This window comes from Campylobacter sp. IFREMER_LSEM_CL2101, assembly GCF_025771825.1.
Taxonomy (GTDB): Bacteria; Campylobacterota; Campylobacteria; order Campylobacterales; family Campylobacteraceae; genus Campylobacter_D; species Campylobacter_D lari_C.
Genome location: NZ_JAKMQZ010000001.1, coordinates 59,152 through 77,932 on the forward strand (window position 1 = coordinate 59,152; position 18,781 = coordinate 77,932).

The window sequence follows — 18,781 nt, forward strand, 5'->3', positions numbered from 1 at the left end:
AGGGAAAAAGATGAGACCAGAGAATTTTGTTGCTTTTTTTACTGTTTGTGGTTTTTTTATAGGATTAATGTTTACCATAGTTAATATAGAAGATGCAGTAGAGATAGTTGTATATACTTGTTTGATTACTTTTGTATTTTATGTGTTAATCCATATAGTAATTATGATCTTTGTAGATGTTAATAAAATTAGCGGTAGAAGCTTTAATAAAGAAAAATATGAAAATGAAAATAATAGTTTTATAGCAGAATTAGCCGCAAGAGAAAAGAAAATGGATTACTTGCTTGAAAAACTTCAAGAAGAGCGTGAAGACCTTAAAAAGCTTGAAAGCTCTTCAAAAAGAAAAGTAAAACATGCAGCCGCATAATGCCTATGCTTCTACGCTAAAAAAAGAACAAGATGACTTAGTCATCTCTTATATGCCAGCATTAAGAGCTATGGCTTTTAGACTTAAAGAGCGTTTGCCTGCTAGTATTGATGTAAATGATTTAATTAGTATTGGCGTAGAAGAGATGATCAAACTCTCACGCCGTTATGATAAAGAACAAAATGATAATTTCTGGGGCTTTGCAAGAAAAAGAGTTAATGGAGCTATGCTTGATTATCTAAGAAGCCTTGATGTAATGAGTAGAAGCAATAGAAAAATCATCAAAGATATTGATGCTATTATAGATGAGTTTTATCAAGAAAATGAAAAAGAACCCGATGATGAGTATTTAGCACAAAGACTAAATTTAGAAGTAGAAAAGGTAAAAGAAGCAAGAGCAGCTCATGCCATATCGCTTGTTATGCCTTTGGATGAACAGCTAAATTGCTTTAATGATAGCAATATCATAGAACAAATAGAAAAAGAAGAATTAATAGAAAAAATCAACGCAGTTTTGGAAGAATTCAAAGAAAGAGAAAAGCTTGTAATACAGCTTTATTATTATGAAGAATTAAATTTAAAAGAAATCGCAGAGATTTTAGAGATTAGCGAGTCAAGAATTTCACAAATTCATAAGCGTTTGCTTAAGAAGATTAGAGAAAGGCTAGTTTAATGGCTGAGATACTTTCCCAAGAAGAAATTGATGCTCTTTTAGAAGTTGTTGATGATGATAGCGATGAGAGTACAGCTACATCAAAACTAGAAGAAATAGAAGATAAAAGAGATATAGTAGTATATGATTTTAAGCGTCCAAATAGGGTTTCTAAAGAACAGCTTCGTTCTATTAAAGGGATTCATGATAAATTAGCAAGAAATCTTGCTTCTCAAATTTCATCCATGATGAGAAGTATAGTTGAGATTAAACTACATTCAGTGGATCAAATGACTTATGGTGAGTTTTTGATGTCTTTACCTTCGCCAACAAGCTTTAACGTTTTTTCGATTAAACCTTTAGATGGAAACTGTGTTTTAGAGATTAATCCAAGTATTGCTTTCCCTATGATAGATAGGCTTTTAGGTGGTCAAGGGGAGAGTTTTGATACCTTAAGAGAGCTTACAGAAATCGAGCTTAATTTGCTTGATTCTATTTTGCGTATTATAATGCAAAGGCTTAAAGAAAGTTGGATGAATGTTACTGAAATTTATCCAAGCGTAGAAGCAAAAGAGTCAAGTCCAAATGTTGTGCAAATTGTTTCTCAAAATGAGATTGTTATTATGGTGGTAATGGAGATTATCATAGGAAATTCAAGCGGTATGGTAAATATTTGTTATCCTGTTGTGCATTTGGAAAGTATTTTGAGCCGTTTGGCAAATCGTGATATTATGATGGGTGAAACTTCAGCTAAAAAGTCAAGAAATAAAGAACTTAAAACCTTGATCGGTCGTGCTGAGGTAATTTATGAAGCTATGCTTGGTAAAACTTTTATCAATGTGAATGAATTTTTGGATTTAAAACAAGGGGATATTTTAAAACTTGATAGAAGTGCAGATGATAAAGCTATAGTGGCTATTGATAAAAAAGAAGTATTTTTAGCTCAAGTGGGACTTCATAGATTTAGAAAGTCAATTAAAATCTTAGAACTTATCAAAACCGATAAGGATGAGATTAAAGAAATGCTTGAAAAATATGAAGATGAAAGAAGAGCAAAAGCAAATTCGTATGATGATAATGAAGAACTAGAAGAGGAAGACGATGATCAATGATTTTTTAGGCATATTCGTCAATGAATGTGTAAGTACAATAGAAGGTTTAACAGGAAAAAGTGCTGAATTTAGTGAGTATTATGAGTATGATGTAAATTCTCAAGATTCTATGACTCCACCATTAGTTAGTGCTACTTTTAGCGTTAATAATGAAATGAAAATCAAAATCCTAGCAAGTGCAGTTTTAATGAGTGCAATTGGTGAGTGGATGATGGGAGAAGAAGAAATCTCCAAAAACAGTGAGCTTAATGAAGATGAAATGGATGCAGCCAAAGAAGCTATACAAAATATCATCTCAGCATTTTCTACAACTTTAGGCGCGCAAAAAGAAATTCCAAAAATGGAGTTTAGTCTAGAAAATTGTGAATTTGTTGCAGATAGCTTAGAACTTGGTGGTTTTCATAAACTATATTTATACAATGTAAAAATAGCTGATTTAGAAGAAAAAATTTCTTTAGTTTTTGATGAAAAAATTTATAAGATTTTAACTAAAACCGACTTAGAAGAAATCGTAGCAACAAATGAAGATCATACGCAAGATCATAAGGCCTTGGCTAATGTAGAAGAGCTAAGAAATATCGGTTTGATCATGGATGTGCGTTTGCCTATAAGAGTGCGTATAGGTAGTAAAAAAATGCTTTTAAAAGATGTTTTAACTATGGATATAGGTTCGGTTATCGAGCTTGATCAATTAGCAAACGATCCTTTAGAAATTTTAATAGGGGATAAAAAAATTGCTTATGGGGAAGTAGTTATCGTAGATGGAAACTTTGGAGTGCAAATTACTGAGATAGGCTCTAAAAAAGAAAGATTAGAGCAACTAAGATGAAAGAATATATCATTGAAGATATTGCTTATCTTAAAGAATTAGAAAAAATTCAAAAAGGCATAACCTTTTTTGGTTCTGCGCGTTTAAAAGAAGATAATGAGTATTGTATTTTGACTTCAAAATTAGCTCAAAAGTTAGCAGATCTTGGTTATAGTATCATCAGTGGTGGTGGCGGTGGCATTATGCAAGCTGCAAATTATGGGGCTATGCAAAGTCAAACTTCACACTTAAAATCTTTTGGATTTAATATACATTTACCATTTGAGCAAAAAGCAAATGACTTTTTAGAGTATAATATCACTTTTAAGAGCTTAGCCATTCGCAAAATGGCTCTTATTCAAAAGAGTCTAGCTTTTGTGATTTTCCCAGGCGGCTTTGGAACATTAGATGAATTTTTTGAAATTCTTACTCTTAAACAACTTAGTTTTAAAAAAGATGTTCCTATTATTTTAGTTGGGCAAAAATTTTGGCAACCTCTTGATGAATTTATCAAAACTTCTTTACTAGAACTTGGAACTATATCTAAAAATGATGAGTTAAAGTATAGTATAAGTGATGATTTAGATGAAATTATAAGAATGATAAAGGAAAAAGATGAAAATTCTTGTTGCAATGAGTGGGGGTGTGGATAGTACTGTAACTGCTTATAAGTTAAAGCAAGCAGGACATGAGATCATAGGTTGTTATATGAAGCTTCATGGAAAAGCTAATTATCATGAAGAAAATATACAAAAAGTTGAAAAAGTTGCTAAATTTTTAGACATTAAATATCACATTTTAGACTTACAAGAAGATTTTAAAAATCAAGTTTATATGCCCTTTGTTAATACCTACAAAGAAGGAAAGACGCCAAATCCTTGTGCTTTGTGTAATCGCTTTATCAAGCTTGGTAAGCTTTTGGAATTTGCTAAGAGTTTGGGTTGTGAGAAATTATCCACAGGACATTATGCAAGGATAGAAAATGGTTTGATTAAAACTGCAGTTGATGAGAGTAAGGATCAAAGCTATTTTTTAGCAAATGCAGACAAAGAGGCTTTGGAATATTTGATTTTCCCTCTTGGAGAGATGAAAAAAGAAGATGTGAAAAAATTTGCTTCTACAATCGATGTTTTAAAATCTTTTGCAACACAAAAGGAAAGTTCTGAGATTTGTTTTGTGGAAGATACTTATGTGCAAGTTTTAGATCAGTTTATGGATACTAAAATTCCAGGTATTGTAAGAGATAGTAGTGGCAAAGAAGTAGGAAAACACGAAGGTTATATGCACTATACCATAGGTAAAAGAAGAGGTTTTGAGGTGCGTGGGGCTCATGAGCCACATTTTGTATTAAAAATTGATCCTAAAAAAAATGAAATCATAGTAGGTAAAAAAGAAGAGCTTAAGATAAGTGAATTTAACCTTGATAATATTAATTTATTTATTGATGCTAAAGAGCTAGATTGCGAAGTAAAAATACGCTATAGATCAAGATCAACCCCGTGTAAAGTTTTGATTAATGAAGATAAAAGCGCAAAAATCATCTTACAAGAGCCTGTTTATGGACTTGCTAGCGGACAAATGGCAGTATTTTACGATAAAGATTTGGTTCTTGCAAGCGGATTTATAAATTAACGCTAAAGGGTTGCAGTCCCTTTGGCATTGCACCCTTTATACTAACTTTTTTTAAAAATTAAAATTATTTTATTGTAATAAAAAATAAGAAAATTGTAGTTGAGGTTTTTCTAAGATAGATTAAGTAAATCTTATCTTAGAAAAATTATATTGCATTTGATAGGTTGATTTTATTCAGTCATATCAACAATTGCTCCACTATTTTGACATCTTTCTTTATTCCATTTTCTTGTATCACACATGCCATAAACTATTTCATGTTTATTCAAATCGCCATTTTTATAGTTGATATAAACAACATCGCCATATTGTATTTGTCCATTTGCAACCTCTTTAGCTAATTCATCTTGAGTCGGTTTTATCTCTTCAAAATCTTCAGCTACTTCAGGGTGTCTTTGCTTTAAAGCATTTAAATCAACATCTTTAAGACTTTTTATCACGACATTAGAGCCATAATCTTTTTTTAAAGTTTTAATGAATAAATCATAACCACCTTTAGAACCTCTACTTGGATCATATTTATAATCTACTCCATTAGCACATGCTATAAAAGAAATTAATGCCAAAGCACCAAACATCGTTTTTTTAATCATTTTTTATCCTTTTAGTTTGCAAAGTTTATCATAAATGAAGTTAAATCAAAAAAATTATGGAGTTAAAATATCTCCATAATGCTTATATCAAACCATAAAAGATCAAATTTAAGTAAAATTCCATAAATCACAGCACTAAATAAACCTGCGAAAATTCCTGCTAAAACATCATCTAGCATTACACCTAAACCGCCTTTGGTTTTTTTGTCAATTTTACCTATGATAGAAGGTTTTGTGATATCAAAAAATCTAAACAAAACAAAAGAAAGTAAAAAAGTAAAAACACTCTGTCCGCAAATTGCCAAAGCTAAAAACACCCCAACAACTTCATCTATAACGATGTGTTTATCATCGTGTATGCCTGTTTGTTTTTCATACTGATCGATGATTTTTATAGAAACCAAGAAAAGCAAAATTGCAAGTAAGATTAAAGTTCCTATACCCAAATACCTTAAAATAAAAAACGCAGGGATTAGCGCTGCTATCGTGCCAAAAGTTCCTGGAGCTTTATTAACACTACCTGAATAAAAAAAAGTTAAAAATAGTTTTTGCATGATTACACCATATATGACATTTGATGAAGTTTTATAAGTTGCTCATAAAATTCTTTATCGCTTCGATATTCTAAAATACCATGCGTAGGGAAAAGATTGCTATAGATATTTTGTTTATTATGAAAGCGATTTGGAAAAAGCTCAGATAAAATCAAAGCTGAAATTTCTCTTCTTATAAAAACTGCTGGTGGAATGATACCAAGTCTGAGTAAATTTTTTAAAGAATCACCATGATATTTCATATGATGATGAGCTCCATGCGGGCATGATTTGGTGCTTACTATCATTTTGCACTCATCACAAAATACAAATTCAGGAAGTATGGTTACTTCTATATTATAATCTTTTGCAAAATCATCAAGCACAGTAAAGGCTCTGTTTTGGTTAAAATACATTCCAAGCCCTGCGTGATTTTGTCCTACAAAAAGTTTATTGCAGTCAAAACTTTTAGCCAAAGCACACTCAAGAACAGGATTTAAATGCGAGGCAAAAATTTTGATATTATGCAAAGGTATGAGTAAAACCCTAGAAGATGGTAAGTAATTTTGAGCAAAAACATCAAAACAACGCTTTTTAAGTTTTAAGCTCAAACCGTTACTTTCATAAGATTCTATAAGGAAAATAATTACTAGATCAGATTGCTCTATAGCCCATCTTAAAATTCTCTCATGCGCTCTGTGAAAAGGATCAAAACTTGAAACAATGGCAGTGATATTGGAAGGATTGAGTCTTTTTTTGATTTTTTCAAAATCTTCTTTAATAGCTTTGATATGGTTATGATAAATTTCAAATTCCCCACTAATGCAAGTTTTTCCAAAATCATCAATTAAACAAGCATTGGGTCTAAAAATATCATTGCTGTTTTTATCATTTTCAAATTTACTTTCTAAAATGATATGTCCTATGGTTTTATCATTGCAGATAAAATCTATTTTATCGCCAACTTTTGCATTTTCTAAAATAGTATTATTTTCTTTTGTGCTAGCGGGTGCAAAGGTTAGAGTGTAAGGAATTTTTTGATTATGGATCATTCCAGTAGCTAGAACTTCATCTCTTTCTTTTTGGTTCATCAACTTAGTAAAAGAACCAAAAATTCCTTCTTTGATAAAGCATAAAACCTCGTATTCTTCCTCTGAGATTATAATGCTATTTTTTCTTTGTAATGCCATATTTTTTCCTTTTTTCCCATAAGGACTTTCTTGAAATTCCTAACTTTTTAGATAAATCTGTATCAGGAAAGACATTTTGATAACTAATGATAATATGCTTAACATAATCATCAATAGTTAAAATCCCATTGCTTTCAAAGCTTTTTTCATCTTCATTTAGTTCTAAAATTTGAAATTCACTATGTTCAATATTCGTACTTGTATGTATAATAACAGCTTTTTTTAAAGCAAGATTTAACACTTTCTCTTTTTCTAAAGGTTTTAAGGTTTGAAAATTGACTAAATAATATAAAGAATTATCCTTAAAAATCTTATCTAAATTTTGTTGGTGTGAAAGATCTATATAAATATTTGCGATATTATGCTCATTAGTATAATTAAACACAAAATGATCGGCAAAAATTTGATTGTTGGTTTTTAAAATCAAAGGCAATTTAAATTTTTTATAATCAAAACTTGGTAATTTTGCTGTTTCAAATTTATGTTTTAAGTAAGATTGATAAGTATGATTTAAAATACTTATTTTTTTAAATTCTTGAAAATGCTTTATTTTACGCATTAATTCTTCTATCATGAAAGGCTTTTGTATATAATCACTCGCGCCAGCTTTTAATGGCGCTAAAACAGTATCTGAGCTTATGTAAGATATAAGTAAAATAATGATTTTATGCTTAAAAATTTCTATAATATGTTCAAAATTAGCCATACTAGTAGAAAGTAAAATGATTTCATAATCATGATGAGCAAGTTCATTAACATTTGCGATAATATCACAATCATAACCTATAGAATTAAGCTTTGAACCTATACTTTGAGCTAAATAAAATTCATTTTCTACTATTAAAACTTTCATAATTTCATCCAATCAAAATATTTTAAATTTACACTAGCTAAAACCGCAATACCTTCTTTTCTTCCTACAAATCCTAGATGTTCTGTGGTGGTAGCTTTGATATTGATTTTATTAGGCGTAGTTTTTAATGTTTTAGCGATATTAAAAGCAATAGCTTCTTTAAAATCTTTCATCTTAGGTGTTTGGGCTATGATAGTAATATCAGCATTTACAAGCTCAAAGCCATAATTTTGCACCAAAGTATAAGCATTTTGCAATAAAAGCATAGAATCGGCGTTTTTATACTGCATATCATTATCTGGGAAAAGTTCGCCAATATCTCCAAGCCCTGCTGCACCCAAAAGCGCATCAATTAGCGCATGAGCTAGCACGTCTCCATCAGAATGAGCTTTTAAACCCATATTTTCATGCACTTTTACTCCACCCAAAAGCAAGGCTCTTTGCTCTCCAAATTCATGCACATCAAAGCCATTTCCATTAAAAATATCCCAAGATGGTTTTGGTAAATTTAAGCTTTTTAAATCTTCTTTAAAGGTAATTTTTTTAGCCAACTCATCACCTTGTACATACCAAATTTTACCACCAATAGCTTGTATAGCTGTGCTATCATCAGTGAAATTTGAGCTTTGCTCTAAAGCTTTTTTTAGCATACTCGTGCGTGAAAGTTGAGGGGTTTGTATGAGTTTGATTTTATCTCTATCGATAGCTTCTTGAGCGTAAATTGTAGTATCACTTACTTTTAAAACAGGTGTAATACAATCAGCTTTGTCATGGTTTTCTATGATATTATTAAAAAGGTTTTTAGAAATCAAAACCCTTGCAACATCACTGACTAAAACATATTCACTCTCAACCATACTTAAAGCATTGAGTAAAGATTGTGCTCTAGTTGTACCACCTTGGACAAATTTATATTCAGGGGCAAATTTTTTCATATAAGAAATATTACCAGAAGTAACAACTATTTGTTTAAAAGGATAAAAAGAACTTAAATTTTTAGTAGCATAAAGCCATAAAGGTTGTTCGCCTAGTCGTAAAAACTGCTTTTTTACCGGAGCATTAAATCTTGATGATTCTCCCGCAGATAGCATAATCAAGGAAATATCTAACATTTGTTACACCTTAATTTCTTATTAATGTTACGATATTATACACCATAAAAGCCAAAATTTATATTTTTGTTAGTAGAATTAATCATTTTAAATAACAAGGAGAAAAATTGAAGGAAAAAATCGAAGAAAGACTAAAACAAGTTATATATCCAGGCTTTAAAAAAGATATAGTTAGTTTTGGTTTTGTAAAAAAAATTGAAGCAAATGAAAATCAAGCTCATATAGTAGTTGAAATCGTTTCAGCTAATGCTCAAATTGCACAAGAGCTTAGACTAAACATCGCAAATGCTTTAAAAGATTTAAATTTAGAGCTTAATTTAGAAATCATTCAACCAAAAATTCCTGAAGAAAAAAGCAATTCAAGAAGTGGTAAAAATATCGCTCCACAAATTAAAAATTTCCTTATGATTTCAAGTGGTAAAGGTGGAGTAGGTAAAAGTACTACAACTTTAAATTTAGCGATTTCTTTAGCTAAAATGGGCAAAAGAGTAGGGCTTTTAGATGCAGATATTTATGGGCCAAATATACCAAGAATGCTAGGTGAGAGTAAAAGCAAACCTGAAATTGTAGGCCAAAAAATTCGTCCTATTTTATCTCATGGGGTTTATATGATGAGTATGGGTGTGCTAATAGAAGAAGGTAAAGGTTTGATGTGGCGTGGCTCTATGATTATGAAGGCAATTGAGCAGCTTTTAGCTGATGTGCTTTGGCCTGAGCTTGATGTATTATTACTTGATATGCCTCCTGGAACGGGTGATGCACAAATTACCCTAGCTCAAAGCGTGCCAGTGAGTGCAGGTGTGTGTGTAAGTACTCCTCAAGTAGTGTCTTTAGATGATAGCAAAAGAGCGCTAGATATGTTTGAAAAATTACACATTCCTGTTGCGGGTATTATAGAAAATATGAGTGGCTTTTTATGCCCTGATAATGGTAAAGAATATGATATCTTTGGTAAAGGCACTACAGAAGAAATGGCAAAAGCTTATAAATGTGAAGTTTTAGCTCAAATTCCTATCGAAATGAGTGTAAGAGAAGGTGGAGATAGTGGTAAGCCTGTGAGTTTTTATATGCCTGAGAGTGTAAGTTCAAAAAGATATTTACAAGCTGCTGAAAAAATTTGGGAATTTATAGAAAAAGTTAATCAAGAAGGTAAAGTAGATAATTCAGCTATTCAACCTATAATGAATGGCAAAAGCGCGTGCTCGCAATAAGGAGGAAAATATGCCAATAGAAAGTAAAGAAGAATTTTTAAATTTAATCAAGCAAATCGAACAAAGGATTAATTATAAAAAGCCTAAAGCTTTTGCTATAGCAAGACTTGATCTAAGTCAAGTTGATCCTAATAAAAAACTTCAAGCTAATTTTGGTGTGATTAATTTTGAGCAAAATTATGCCGCTGCAGCTGTTATGTTTGAAGCTTTTTTTAGAAGAGGGGTTGATGTTGATTTTAATGAAAGTGAGTTTGTGGCTACTTTAATTAAAGAAGATTTGGATTTTGCGCTTGAATGTTTTGCGCCATTTTTGCAAGAGCAAGGCCATAAAAATATAGAAGCAATTAAAGCAGCCAAGGAAAATTTTAGAGAAAATGCTTTTTCCTTTGTTTGTATTTTTGAAGATGAAGCGCCAAAAAGTTTAGAAAGTGTATATTTAAAACTTTACTTACTTTCAAATAAAAAAGTACCTTTAAGAAGTTTAAATTTAACAGGTGCTTTTGGGATTTTACCAAATGTTGCATGGAGCGATAATAAGCCTATTGATTTGGACTTTTTAAGAGAAAATGAGATTGATTTAAAAATGAGTGGAAGATATCCAAGGATAGATTATGTAGATAAATTTCCAAGATTTTTAGCTCATGTTATTCCTGAGGATAATACTAGAATTTTAGAAAGTTCTAAAGTAAGAATGGGTGCGGTTTTAGCTGCAGGTACTACTATAATGCCAGGGGCTGCTTATGTGAATTTTAATGCAGGTACAACTGGAGCTTGTATGGTAGAAGGACGCATTAGTTCTTCAGCTGTTGTGGGTGAAGGTAGCGATGTAGGAGGTGGTGCTTCTATACTTGGTGTTTTAAGTGGTACAAGTGGTAATGCTATTAGCATTGGTAAAGCTTGTCTTTTGGGTGCAAATTCAGTTACGGGGATTCCTTTAGGGGATAATTGTATCGTTGATGCGGGTATTGCTGTTTTAGAAGGGACTAAATTTGCTTTAAAAAATAAAGAAGAACTTCAAAAAATCAATCCTGATTTTAAATTTGATAAAGATATATACAAAGGTTTAGAATTAGCAGGATTAAATGGCTTACATTTTAGACAAGATTCTCAAAGTGGAGTGATGATAGCAGCTTTTAATAAAAAGGCTGTAAAACTTAATGAAGATTTACATTAATTCTTAGCCCTTATGGGTTAAGAATTTTAAATAATTCATGCAGTTTATAAATACACACGCTAGGATGATGTTTAATGCTTCCTGTATGTAGTAAAATCTCTTTGCTATCTTTTTTATAAAGTTTTTGCACAAAATTAAAATTCCACCATTTGTAAGTTTTGAAATTTAAATTATGGGTGGTATTTATATGAAAATTTATATAAGAATGATTTTTGAAATTTTGATTTAAACCAGGTGCTTGAAAGGCATAGACTTCTTTTACCGCGTTAGGAAAGGTTCTTGCAAAAGCTTGAGCTAGATATCCTCCTAAAGAATGCCCTATGATGATGAGTTTTTTATCAATGGTGTATTTTTGTTTGAGTTGATTATAAAAATACTGCATGGATTGAATTTGACCTTTTGGAGTTTTGTTAAGTAAAATCAAAAAATCACTATAAAGATCTTTAAAATCAAAACACAAAGGATTTAAATCACTTCCTGCAAAGGCTAAAATATAATTTTTTCTTTTTTTATCATAAATAAAACTAGCTCTAAAACCCATTTTAGATTGAGGGTGTGTTTCATTGATGTGCTCAAGTATTTCATAATTTTTTACAAATTTTAAAGCTAAAAATGTATTGTTTAAACCACCTACGGGGATTTTTTCTTTTTTATAAAAAGGATTAGTTAAAGCTTTTATAATGGCTTTGTGTTTTTGCAAACCTTCTTTTTTCAAGCTTTGATTTAAATATACATTAGCACAATAAGCTACCAAACTATAATCATATAATTTTTGCAATAAATCGATATTTTTTTTAAAATGAGTATGGAGTTTTAATAAGAGTAGTTTTTCTTGAGAGGCTAAATTTGTTTTTTGACTTAAAGCAATAAAGCTTTGCAAGTCAAAAAACATTATAAATTCTTATATAGAGCAAGTATTTTGGATAGTTGAATTAAGCATCCAAAGAACTTTTTCATATTTTGCAATATTTTCTTGAGCAAATGCTGCTGTTGTAGTATCGCTTGCTTTTTCAGCTTCTTCATTTAGCTTTTTAAATTCAGCCAAGAGATATTTATAATCTTCTCTAATAAGCTCTAAGACTTCTACTGGAGTAAAGCAGTCTTTTTGAACCTTAGGTGCTTTTGCATTTTCTAGTAATGTTTTTGAACAAACGATAGCTTTTTCTCCTAGTTGTAAAGCTCTCTCAGCGCAATCATCAAAAAGCTCTGCCATTTCTTCATAAGCTTTTTCTGTATATTCATGAATTGAGAAAAACTGTAAACCTTTTACATTCCAGTGATAATTATGAAATTTAATCCATAAACTATGAGCATCCGCTTGTAATTGTAATAATTGTTTTGTTACTGACATGTTATCTCCTTTTTTATTTTTAAAATTATAACATAAAATTCTTAAATAATAATAATTATTATCTAATAAATTTTAATGTTAGTAATTATTATATTTTCATTATACTCTTTTTTTACAATAAAGCAAATTTATTTACTTAATATATTTTTGAGTATTAATTTTCCTACTTCTACGCCAGGTTGATCATAAGTATTAATTCCAAGCATAATGCCACATGCAGAAGTAAATAACTCATAATAATACATCAAATACCCACAATGATAAGCATCTAATTTTTCAAGTTCTATGACATCAACACTTAAATTTTCAGCAATCAAAGCATGCATGGTTGCATCACATTGTGCGTTTAAAAGATCGTGTAAATTAACCTCATTAGTAAAATCACAATTTTGTAAATGATTAAAGCTTATATTTGGGATACTAGGAGATTTTTGACTATCTTTGATTTTTAAAAAAGTAACAGTTTTATCTTTGGGTCCATCCATGATAAGTTGTAAAAAGCTATGCTGATCTCTAGCACCAATTAAAGCAATAGGAGTTAAACCTATGCGTTTAAAGCCTTGTTTTTTACCTAGACTTTCGGCAATTAGTTGAATATACCATTCATTAAAACCTTTAAAAGCATCTCCATAAGAAAAAAGCACATTAATATGTGCACTTTTATGCGTGCAATAATGATAAGCCTTTTGCAAAATTTGATCACATTTTTTTTCAAAAAAATCCACATAACAAGCTTTTGCACCTTCTAATAAGGCTTTAGTATCATAGCCACAAAAGCTCAAAGGAACAATACCAATAGCAGATAAAACACTAAATCTACCTCCAACATTTTTAGGTATAAAAAAGCATTTTATGTTTAATTCTTCACCTAGTTTGTGAAGTTTTGATTCAAAATCAGTAATAAACACAAAGTTTTCGTGTAAATTTTCATTTTTAAAATCAAAATGAGCAATGATGAGTTTAAATAAAGAAATTACTTCTATAGTTGTACCTGATTTACTTGCTATGATGAAAAGTGTTTTTTGAGGATTTATTTTTTGCATAGTTTGGGTAAAAGTATGTGAGGAGGTATTGTCAATAATAAAAAGTTTTTTTTCTTCTACTTGATCAAATAAAAGCTCTTTTAAAGCTTTAACCCCACAACTTGATCCACCCATACCTACTAAAACGATATTTTCTATATGAGCTTTAGTAGCGATAAATTCTTTACTTTCTTTGATTAAATCAAAGCTTGTATCTACTAAGTGATAATATCCTATATCGCCACTTTCTAACTCATCATTCATTCTATTTGCATAAGCAGTGATTTTTTTAAAATCTTGGGTTTTAAAAAATAAAGTATTATTTAGCATTTTTACTTTTCTCATAAAAATAATTTGTCGCTTCCACAAAGCCTTCTACGCTTCCACAATCAAATCTTTTTCCTTTGAATTTATAAGCTAAAACCATATTATTAGTTGCTTGTGAAAGTAAAGCATCGGTTAGTTGAATTTCTCCATTTTTACCTGCTTTAGTATTTTCTAAAATGCCAAAAATATCAGGCGTTAGAATGTATCTTCCTATGATAGCTAAGTTACTTGGAGCATCTTTTGGATCAGGTTTTTCTACCATAGAATTTACCATGATCAAATCCTCTTCCACAGCATTTCCAGCTATAACCCCATAGTTTGAAACTTGATTGGCTTCAACTTCCATTACAGCTATAACAGAGCAGCGGTATTTTTCATAAATTTTTACCATCTGAGCTAAAACATTTACCCCATCTTCATTCACACATAAATCATCTGCCAAAATTACCCCAAAAGCTTCATCTTGCACTAAAGGCTTTGCTTTTAAAACTGCATCTCCTAAGCCTTTCATTTCATTTTGTCTTGTAAAAGTAAAAGTGCAACGATCTATGAGTGTTCTTATTTCACTTAAAAGATATTCTTTTTTAGTACCCGCAATTTGATGCTCAAGTTCATATGAAATATCAAAATAATCCTCCAAAGCCCTTTTTCCACGCCCTGTAACAAAACCCATAGTTTCCATACCAGCTTCTAAAGCCTCATCTACACCATAGTGAATTAAAGGTTTAGTTAGTATAGGTAACATTTCTTTAGGTAGGGTTTTTGTGGCAGGTAAAAATCTAGTACCATAACCTGCTGCAGGAAAAATACAAGTTTGAAGCATAGTTTATCCTTAAATTTTTATAAGTTGTTTTGATTATAATTTTATTTAAATATTATAGCTAAATTAAGGAAAATATGAAAACCATTGATCAAATTTATCAAGCAAAAATAGAAATCAAAAAATCAACTTTTTTGTCTTTTTTATGTCCTTTTGAAGATTTTCAAACTTTAATGCAAAAACTAAGAAACGAGCATTTGAAAGCCGTGCATTTTGTATATGCTTATAGGTATTTAAACGAATTTGATCAAATCATAGAAGATAAAAGCGATGATGGTGAGCCAAAAGGAACTTCTGCAATGCCTTGTTTGAATGTCTTAAGAGGGGCTTTGCTTGTTAATTGTGCGGTGATTGTGGTGCGTTATTTTGGAGGGATTAAACTTGGTACAGGTGGTCTGGTAAGAGCTTATAGTGAAGCTACAAATGAAGCTATTTTAAACGCAACGCTTTTAGAATTTGAAGCTAAAAATATTTTAATTTTAAACATTCCTTTTTATCTTTATGCAAGATTTGAGCATTTTTTGAATAAAAATAACATTTCTTATGAAAAAAAATTTCAAGAAAATGTTGAATTGATTTTAAGCGTTAATGCAAAAGAAGAAGAGGAATTTAAAAAATTTGCAAAAGAATTTGAATTTAGTGGACTTATTTGGAAGTAAGCGTTTGCTTACTTCATTTTTATAAAGAACTTAAAAGATCTTTTACCATATCTTTTTGTGGCTCTTGTTTTTCTTCTATATTAGCTTGCATAGGAGTTTCGTTTTGTCCTCTAAAACGATAATTATAAATATTTGACATATTTGAGCTAAAAATTCCTGTGCTAAATTGATCTTGACTCATAGCTTTTGAAAAAAGCTCATCAAGTTTTATGCTTTGCTCGTTTAAATTTTCACTATTGTTTTGACTAAGTAAAGACATAAAGTCTTCATTAGCTCCTTGAGTGCTTTTATAAGCACTACTTTGACCATATCCATACTCTTTAACCGATAAATTATCATGGTTAACTTGCATGTTTTCTCCTTTCAAAATATTACAAGGAAAAAACAAGCAAAAATCATTCCTTAATCACCATGAGTTGGGTAGTATTCAGCTTCTATTTCATTGTTTTTAATAAACTCTTCTCTAGCTTTGTTACAGCGCTCATCTCTCAGTTTTCTATAGGCATTTCTACTTTCTAATTCTTGAGAAGTTAAAGGGCGATCTTCTAAAAATGAAATGTGAAAATAAGTATCATCTTCCTTGCTGAATTTCTCATAAAATTCAACATAGTCAAAATAATCTTTTTCGCTTTGAAAATCAATACTTTCTTCTACATAAATAGTTGGGCCAAAGCCTCTGTGATTTTGAGTAAAATGTCCAAAACCAGCTGCATATTTTATCTTAAACGAATTCATTCTAAACCTCCTAAAAATTCGTCATAACTTCCTTTAAAGTCTGTTAATTTCCCATCTTCTAAAAACCATATACGATTAGCAAAAGCACTAATTAGCTCTCTATCGTGGCTTATGCATATCACACAACCTTTGAAATTATACAAGGCTTCGCCTAATGCAATGATACTTTCAAGATCTAAATGATTATCCGGTTCATCTAAAAGCAAGAAATTTCCACGCTCTAACATTAATTTTGAAAGCATTAAGCGGTGTTTTTCGCCTCCACTTAAACTAGAAGCCATTTTTTCTTGATCGCTTCCGCTAAAGAGCATTCTACCAAGACATTTGCGAATTTCGTCTAAATCTTTGAATTTTTCACTCATTAGCCATTCATAAAGTTTCAAATCTTCATTAATTAAATTCGTTGTATCTTGTGAAAAATATCCCATTTCTATGGTAGCACCAAGGTGAATATGGCCACTATCGGGTTCTAATTTTGATGCGATGATTTTAGCTAAAGTGCTTTTCCCAACACCATTTGCGCCAATTAAGGCTATTTTATCGCCTTTTTCTAATTTTAATTCTAAATTTTCAAATAAAGTTTTATCATAAGCCTTGCTAATACCTTTTAATTCTAAAACTTCATTTCCTATTTCTCTATTTGTTCTAAAAACTATGCTAGGATCACGCCTGCTTGAAGTTTTAATCTCTTCAAGTTCAAGTTTTTCTAAAGCTTTAGCCCTGCTTGTAGCTTGTTTGGCTTTTGAAGCATTAGCGCTAAAACGACGTATGAAATTTTCTAATTCTTCTCTTTCTTTTAAAGTTTTATCACGTTTGAGTTCAGCTTGTTTAGCAAGTAAGGTTGAAGCCATGTACCAATCATCATAATTTCCGGCAAAATCACGTATTTGTTTAAAATCTACATCTAAAATTCTTGTACAAACTTTATTTAGAAAATGTCTATCATGGCTAATTACTACTAAAGTTCCCTCATGTCTTAAAAGCTCATTTTCAAGCCAAGAAATAGCTTCTAAGTCAAGGTTGTTTGTAGGCTCATCTAAAAATAACACATCAGCACCTAAAAATAACACTTGTGCTAATAAAACTTTAAATTTATCCGCACTTTGTAAAGTACTCATGAGAGCATTAAAATCTTTAATATTTAAAGAGCTAAGAATTTTTTCACATCTAAGCTCGCAATCATAGTTTGGATCTTCTTCTGCTGTTATGATTTCAAGCTCGCTTAATCTATCGTTGATTTCATCGGTAAATTCTTCACTCATATAAAGTTTTTCTTTTTCTTTTAGCGCATCATATAATCTTTTATTTGCACACATTACCGCATCTTTGATAGTGTAATTTTCAAAAGCAAATTGATCTTGTCCTAACACTGCGATTTTTAAATTTGGATCTATGCAAATTTCTCCACTGCTTGATTCTATTTCACCTGAGAGAATTTTTAAAAAGGTTGATTTTCCTGCGCCATTTGCGCCTATAAGTCCATATCTTTCACCACGGTTTAATTTTAAATTTACATCTTCAAATAAAAGTTGATTTGCAAAACGCATAGTGAGATTTTTTACTTCTACCATTAATATCCTTAAAATATTTTTGCTATAATTTTAACAAAAAAAGGTTTATTATTTTGGATTTTTCGTATTTATTGTTAAAAACATTGCCTAGTATGACTTTGGTTTTTAATATCTTAGCTTTATTTTTAGCTTATTTTTTTAAGCAAAATAAGATTTTTTTCTTACTTTTATTAATTTTATGTGCTAGGGCTTTATCTTTAGTAGCAAGTGAATATCAAGCGCATTTGTTTATCTCGGTATTTTTACCTTTTTCTTTTGTGCTTTTTGTGTTTTTACAAGATAGCAAACTTGTGTTTGAAAGAATTAATCTCATTAAATTTGCGTATTTAGCCTTCATGGGTTTTGTAGCGTTAATACTTAGCACAAGTACTAATTTTAATGCAAGCATTACAAGTGAAATTTTTGGCCTTTCAACGCAATTTTTTAAGCCTATTAGTGAGTTAAGCTTTTGTGTGTTTTGGGTGGGAATGATATTTTTATTATTTTCGTATTTTAAAAACAATGATTTTCATTTTTTGCTAGCTTATATGGGCTTGAGCGTGCAATTTTTATTTTATAATAATGTTGATTTGGGTTATTATGAATTTGCTTCTTTAGTGTTGATAGGATTTTTAGCATATAAAGCTTATAAAATAGCCTTTTTTGATACTTTAACCAATTTGCCAAATTTAAAAGCCTTAAGAAGATATGCTCAAGGACTTGAAAATTTTCATTTAGCCTTGATTGAAGTAAAAAATATCAATGAAATTTATCATCAAAAAGGCTCAAAAATGGGCGAGTTTATAATGTATGAGTTTGCTAGGATTTTAAAAAAAGCTTTACACGCTAGAGTTTTTAAAGATGATAAGGATTATTTCATTATTGTATTTGAAAATGAAAACATGGCTTTTGTACAAAGCAAGCTTCAAATGCTTGAAAATTTTATGCAAAAATATAGTTTTGAATTGAAAGAGCAAAATGCAAAATTAGAAATTAAACTTTGTTTATCAAGCAAAAATGAAAACATAGAAGAAAGTTTAAAACAAGCAAAATTAGAACTTAGAAGACAAAAGGATTAAA

At 30.4% G+C, this 18,781-nt stretch carries 22 protein-coding genes; 10 read left to right on the forward strand and 12 right to left on the reverse strand.

What is annotated here, in order from left to right:
* Positions 1–10: 10 nt before the first annotated feature.
* The 6 genes from L8V88_RS00335 to mnmA are packed head-to-tail and all read left to right on the forward strand — an operon-like array spanning position 11 to position 4,571.
* A complete protein-coding gene (locus L8V88_RS00335) occupies positions 11–367 on the forward strand; it encodes a hypothetical protein (RefSeq protein WP_039617428.1) in 357 nt (118 codons plus the stop codon).
* Positions 354–1,040, forward strand: a complete 687-nt coding sequence (locus L8V88_RS00340) for an RNA polymerase sigma factor FliA (RefSeq protein WP_039627867.1) — start codon at positions 354–356, stop codon at positions 1,038–1,040. The genes L8V88_RS00335 and L8V88_RS00340 overlap by 14 nt, the downstream gene beginning before the upstream one ends.
* Entirely contained in the window at positions 1,040–2,131 is a 1,092-nt protein-coding gene (gene fliM / locus L8V88_RS00345) for a flagellar motor switch protein FliM (RefSeq protein WP_039617431.1), read from the forward strand. The genes L8V88_RS00340 and fliM overlap by 1 nt, the downstream gene beginning before the upstream one ends.
* Positions 2,121–2,960 carry a flagellar motor switch protein FliY gene (gene fliY / locus L8V88_RS00350; protein ID WP_039617433.1) on the forward strand — a complete coding sequence of 280 codons (840 nt, stop codon included), beginning with the start codon at positions 2,121–2,123 and terminating at the stop codon, positions 2,958–2,960. The genes fliM and fliY overlap by 11 nt, the downstream gene beginning before the upstream one ends.
* Complete coding sequence (locus tag L8V88_RS00355; protein ID WP_263726334.1) at positions 2,957–3,592, forward strand: TIGR00730 family Rossman fold protein; 636 nt, start codon at positions 2,957–2,959, stop codon at positions 3,590–3,592. Before fliY ends, L8V88_RS00355 begins: the two co-directional genes overlap by 4 nt.
* Positions 3,555–4,571: a tRNA 2-thiouridine(34) synthase MnmA gene (gene mnmA / locus L8V88_RS00360; RefSeq protein ID WP_263726335.1), complete on the forward strand. Its 1,017-nt coding sequence runs from the start codon at positions 3,555–3,557 to the stop codon at positions 4,569–4,571. The genes L8V88_RS00355 and mnmA overlap by 38 nt, the downstream gene beginning before the upstream one ends.
* Positions 4,572–4,741: 170 nt before the next feature.
* Here mnmA and L8V88_RS00365 read toward each other — a convergent pair whose 3' ends face one another.
* The 5 genes from L8V88_RS00365 to L8V88_RS00385 form a co-directional block, all read right to left on the reverse strand.
* A complete protein-coding gene (locus L8V88_RS00365) occupies positions 4,742–5,164 on the reverse strand; it encodes a hypothetical protein (protein WP_263726336.1) in 423 nt (140 codons plus the stop codon).
* 62 nt (positions 5,165–5,226) lie between these two features.
* Positions 5,227–5,718: a phosphatidylglycerophosphatase A gene (locus L8V88_RS00370; protein ID WP_263674873.1), complete on the reverse strand. Its 492-nt coding sequence runs from the start codon at positions 5,716–5,718 to the stop codon at positions 5,227–5,229.
* 2 nt (positions 5,719–5,720) lie between these two features.
* Positions 5,721–6,887, reverse strand: coding sequence for a sulfate adenylyltransferase (locus L8V88_RS00375; protein WP_263726337.1), 1,167 nt, complete (start codon positions 6,885–6,887; stop codon positions 5,721–5,723).
* On the reverse strand, positions 6,865–7,740 hold the full coding sequence (locus L8V88_RS00380) for a hypothetical protein (protein WP_263726338.1): 876 nt from the start codon (positions 7,738–7,740) through the stop codon (positions 6,865–6,867). The genes L8V88_RS00375 and L8V88_RS00380 overlap by 23 nt, the downstream gene beginning before the upstream one ends.
* Positions 7,737–8,852, reverse strand: coding sequence for a bifunctional 2-C-methyl-D-erythritol 4-phosphate cytidylyltransferase/2-C-methyl-D-erythritol 2,4-cyclodiphosphate synthase (locus L8V88_RS00385; protein WP_263726339.1), 1,116 nt, complete (start codon positions 8,850–8,852; stop codon positions 7,737–7,739). The genes L8V88_RS00380 and L8V88_RS00385 overlap by 4 nt, the downstream gene beginning before the upstream one ends.
* 107 nt (positions 8,853–8,959) lie before the next feature.
* On the opposite strand from L8V88_RS00385, the gene L8V88_RS00390 reads away from it, so the two are divergent.
* Together L8V88_RS00390 and L8V88_RS00395 are read left to right on the forward strand one after the other, a co-directional pair.
* Positions 8,960–10,063, forward strand: a complete 1,104-nt coding sequence (locus L8V88_RS00390) for an Mrp/NBP35 family ATP-binding protein (protein WP_263724383.1) — start codon at positions 8,960–8,962, stop codon at positions 10,061–10,063.
* A gap of 10 nt (positions 10,064–10,073) precedes the next feature.
* Positions 10,074–11,237, forward strand: coding sequence for a 2,3,4,5-tetrahydropyridine-2,6-carboxylate N-succinyltransferase (locus L8V88_RS00395; RefSeq protein WP_258107832.1), 1,164 nt, complete (start codon positions 10,074–10,076; stop codon positions 11,235–11,237).
* 10 nt (positions 11,238–11,247) lie between these two features.
* Here L8V88_RS00395 and L8V88_RS00400 read toward each other — a convergent pair whose 3' ends face one another.
* The 4 genes from L8V88_RS00400 to galU all read right to left on the reverse strand — a co-directional run bounded on the left by L8V88_RS00400 (position 11,248) and on the right by galU (position 14,760).
* Positions 11,248–12,129 (reverse strand): alpha/beta fold hydrolase, encoded by an 882-nt coding sequence (locus L8V88_RS00400; RefSeq protein ID WP_263726340.1) that lies wholly within the window; start codon positions 12,127–12,129, stop codon positions 11,248–11,250.
* 9 nt (positions 12,130–12,138) lie between these two features.
* The gene (locus tag L8V88_RS00405; protein ID WP_263726341.1) at positions 12,139–12,588 is read right to left on the reverse strand and encodes a Dps family protein; all 450 of its coding nucleotides are present in this window, start codon (positions 12,586–12,588) and stop codon (positions 12,139–12,141) included.
* A gap of 128 nt (positions 12,589–12,716) precedes the next feature.
* Complete coding sequence (locus L8V88_RS00410; RefSeq protein WP_263726469.1) at positions 12,717–13,940, reverse strand: glucose-6-phosphate isomerase; 1,224 nt, start codon at positions 13,938–13,940, stop codon at positions 12,717–12,719.
* Entirely contained in the window at positions 13,930–14,760 is an 831-nt protein-coding gene (gene galU, locus L8V88_RS00415; protein ID WP_087700679.1) for a UTP--glucose-1-phosphate uridylyltransferase GalU, read from the reverse strand. The genes L8V88_RS00410 and galU overlap by 11 nt, the downstream gene beginning before the upstream one ends.
* A 74-nt stretch (positions 14,761–14,834) precedes the next feature.
* Between galU and L8V88_RS00420 the strand changes: the two genes are divergently transcribed.
* Positions 14,835–15,416 (forward strand): IMPACT family protein, encoded by a 582-nt coding sequence (locus L8V88_RS00420; RefSeq protein WP_263726342.1) that lies wholly within the window; start codon positions 14,835–14,837, stop codon positions 15,414–15,416.
* A gap of 19 nt (positions 15,417–15,435) precedes the next feature.
* Here L8V88_RS00420 and L8V88_RS00425 read toward each other — a convergent pair whose 3' ends face one another.
* Genes L8V88_RS00425 through L8V88_RS00435 form a run of 3 tightly spaced genes read right to left on the reverse strand, consistent with a single transcriptional unit; the run spans position 15,436 to position 17,722 of the window.
* Positions 15,436–15,768 carry a hypothetical protein gene (locus L8V88_RS00425; protein ID WP_039617460.1) on the reverse strand — a complete coding sequence of 111 codons (333 nt, stop codon included), beginning with the start codon at positions 15,766–15,768 and terminating at the stop codon, positions 15,436–15,438.
* Positions 15,769–15,818: 50 nt separating this feature from the next.
* A complete protein-coding gene (locus L8V88_RS00430; protein WP_039617462.1) occupies positions 15,819–16,151 on the reverse strand; it encodes a hypothetical protein in 333 nt (110 codons plus the stop codon).
* Complete coding sequence (locus L8V88_RS00435) at positions 16,148–17,722, reverse strand: ABC-F family ATP-binding cassette domain-containing protein (RefSeq protein ID WP_047207957.1); 1,575 nt, start codon at positions 17,720–17,722, stop codon at positions 16,148–16,150. The genes L8V88_RS00430 and L8V88_RS00435 overlap by 4 nt, the downstream gene beginning before the upstream one ends.
* Before the next feature lie 53 nt (positions 17,723–17,775).
* Between L8V88_RS00435 and L8V88_RS00440 the strand changes: the two genes are divergently transcribed.
* Positions 17,776–18,780, forward strand: coding sequence for a GGDEF domain-containing protein (locus tag L8V88_RS00440; protein ID WP_263726343.1), 1,005 nt, complete (start codon positions 17,776–17,778; stop codon positions 18,778–18,780).
* Position 18,781 lies beyond the last annotated feature (1 nt).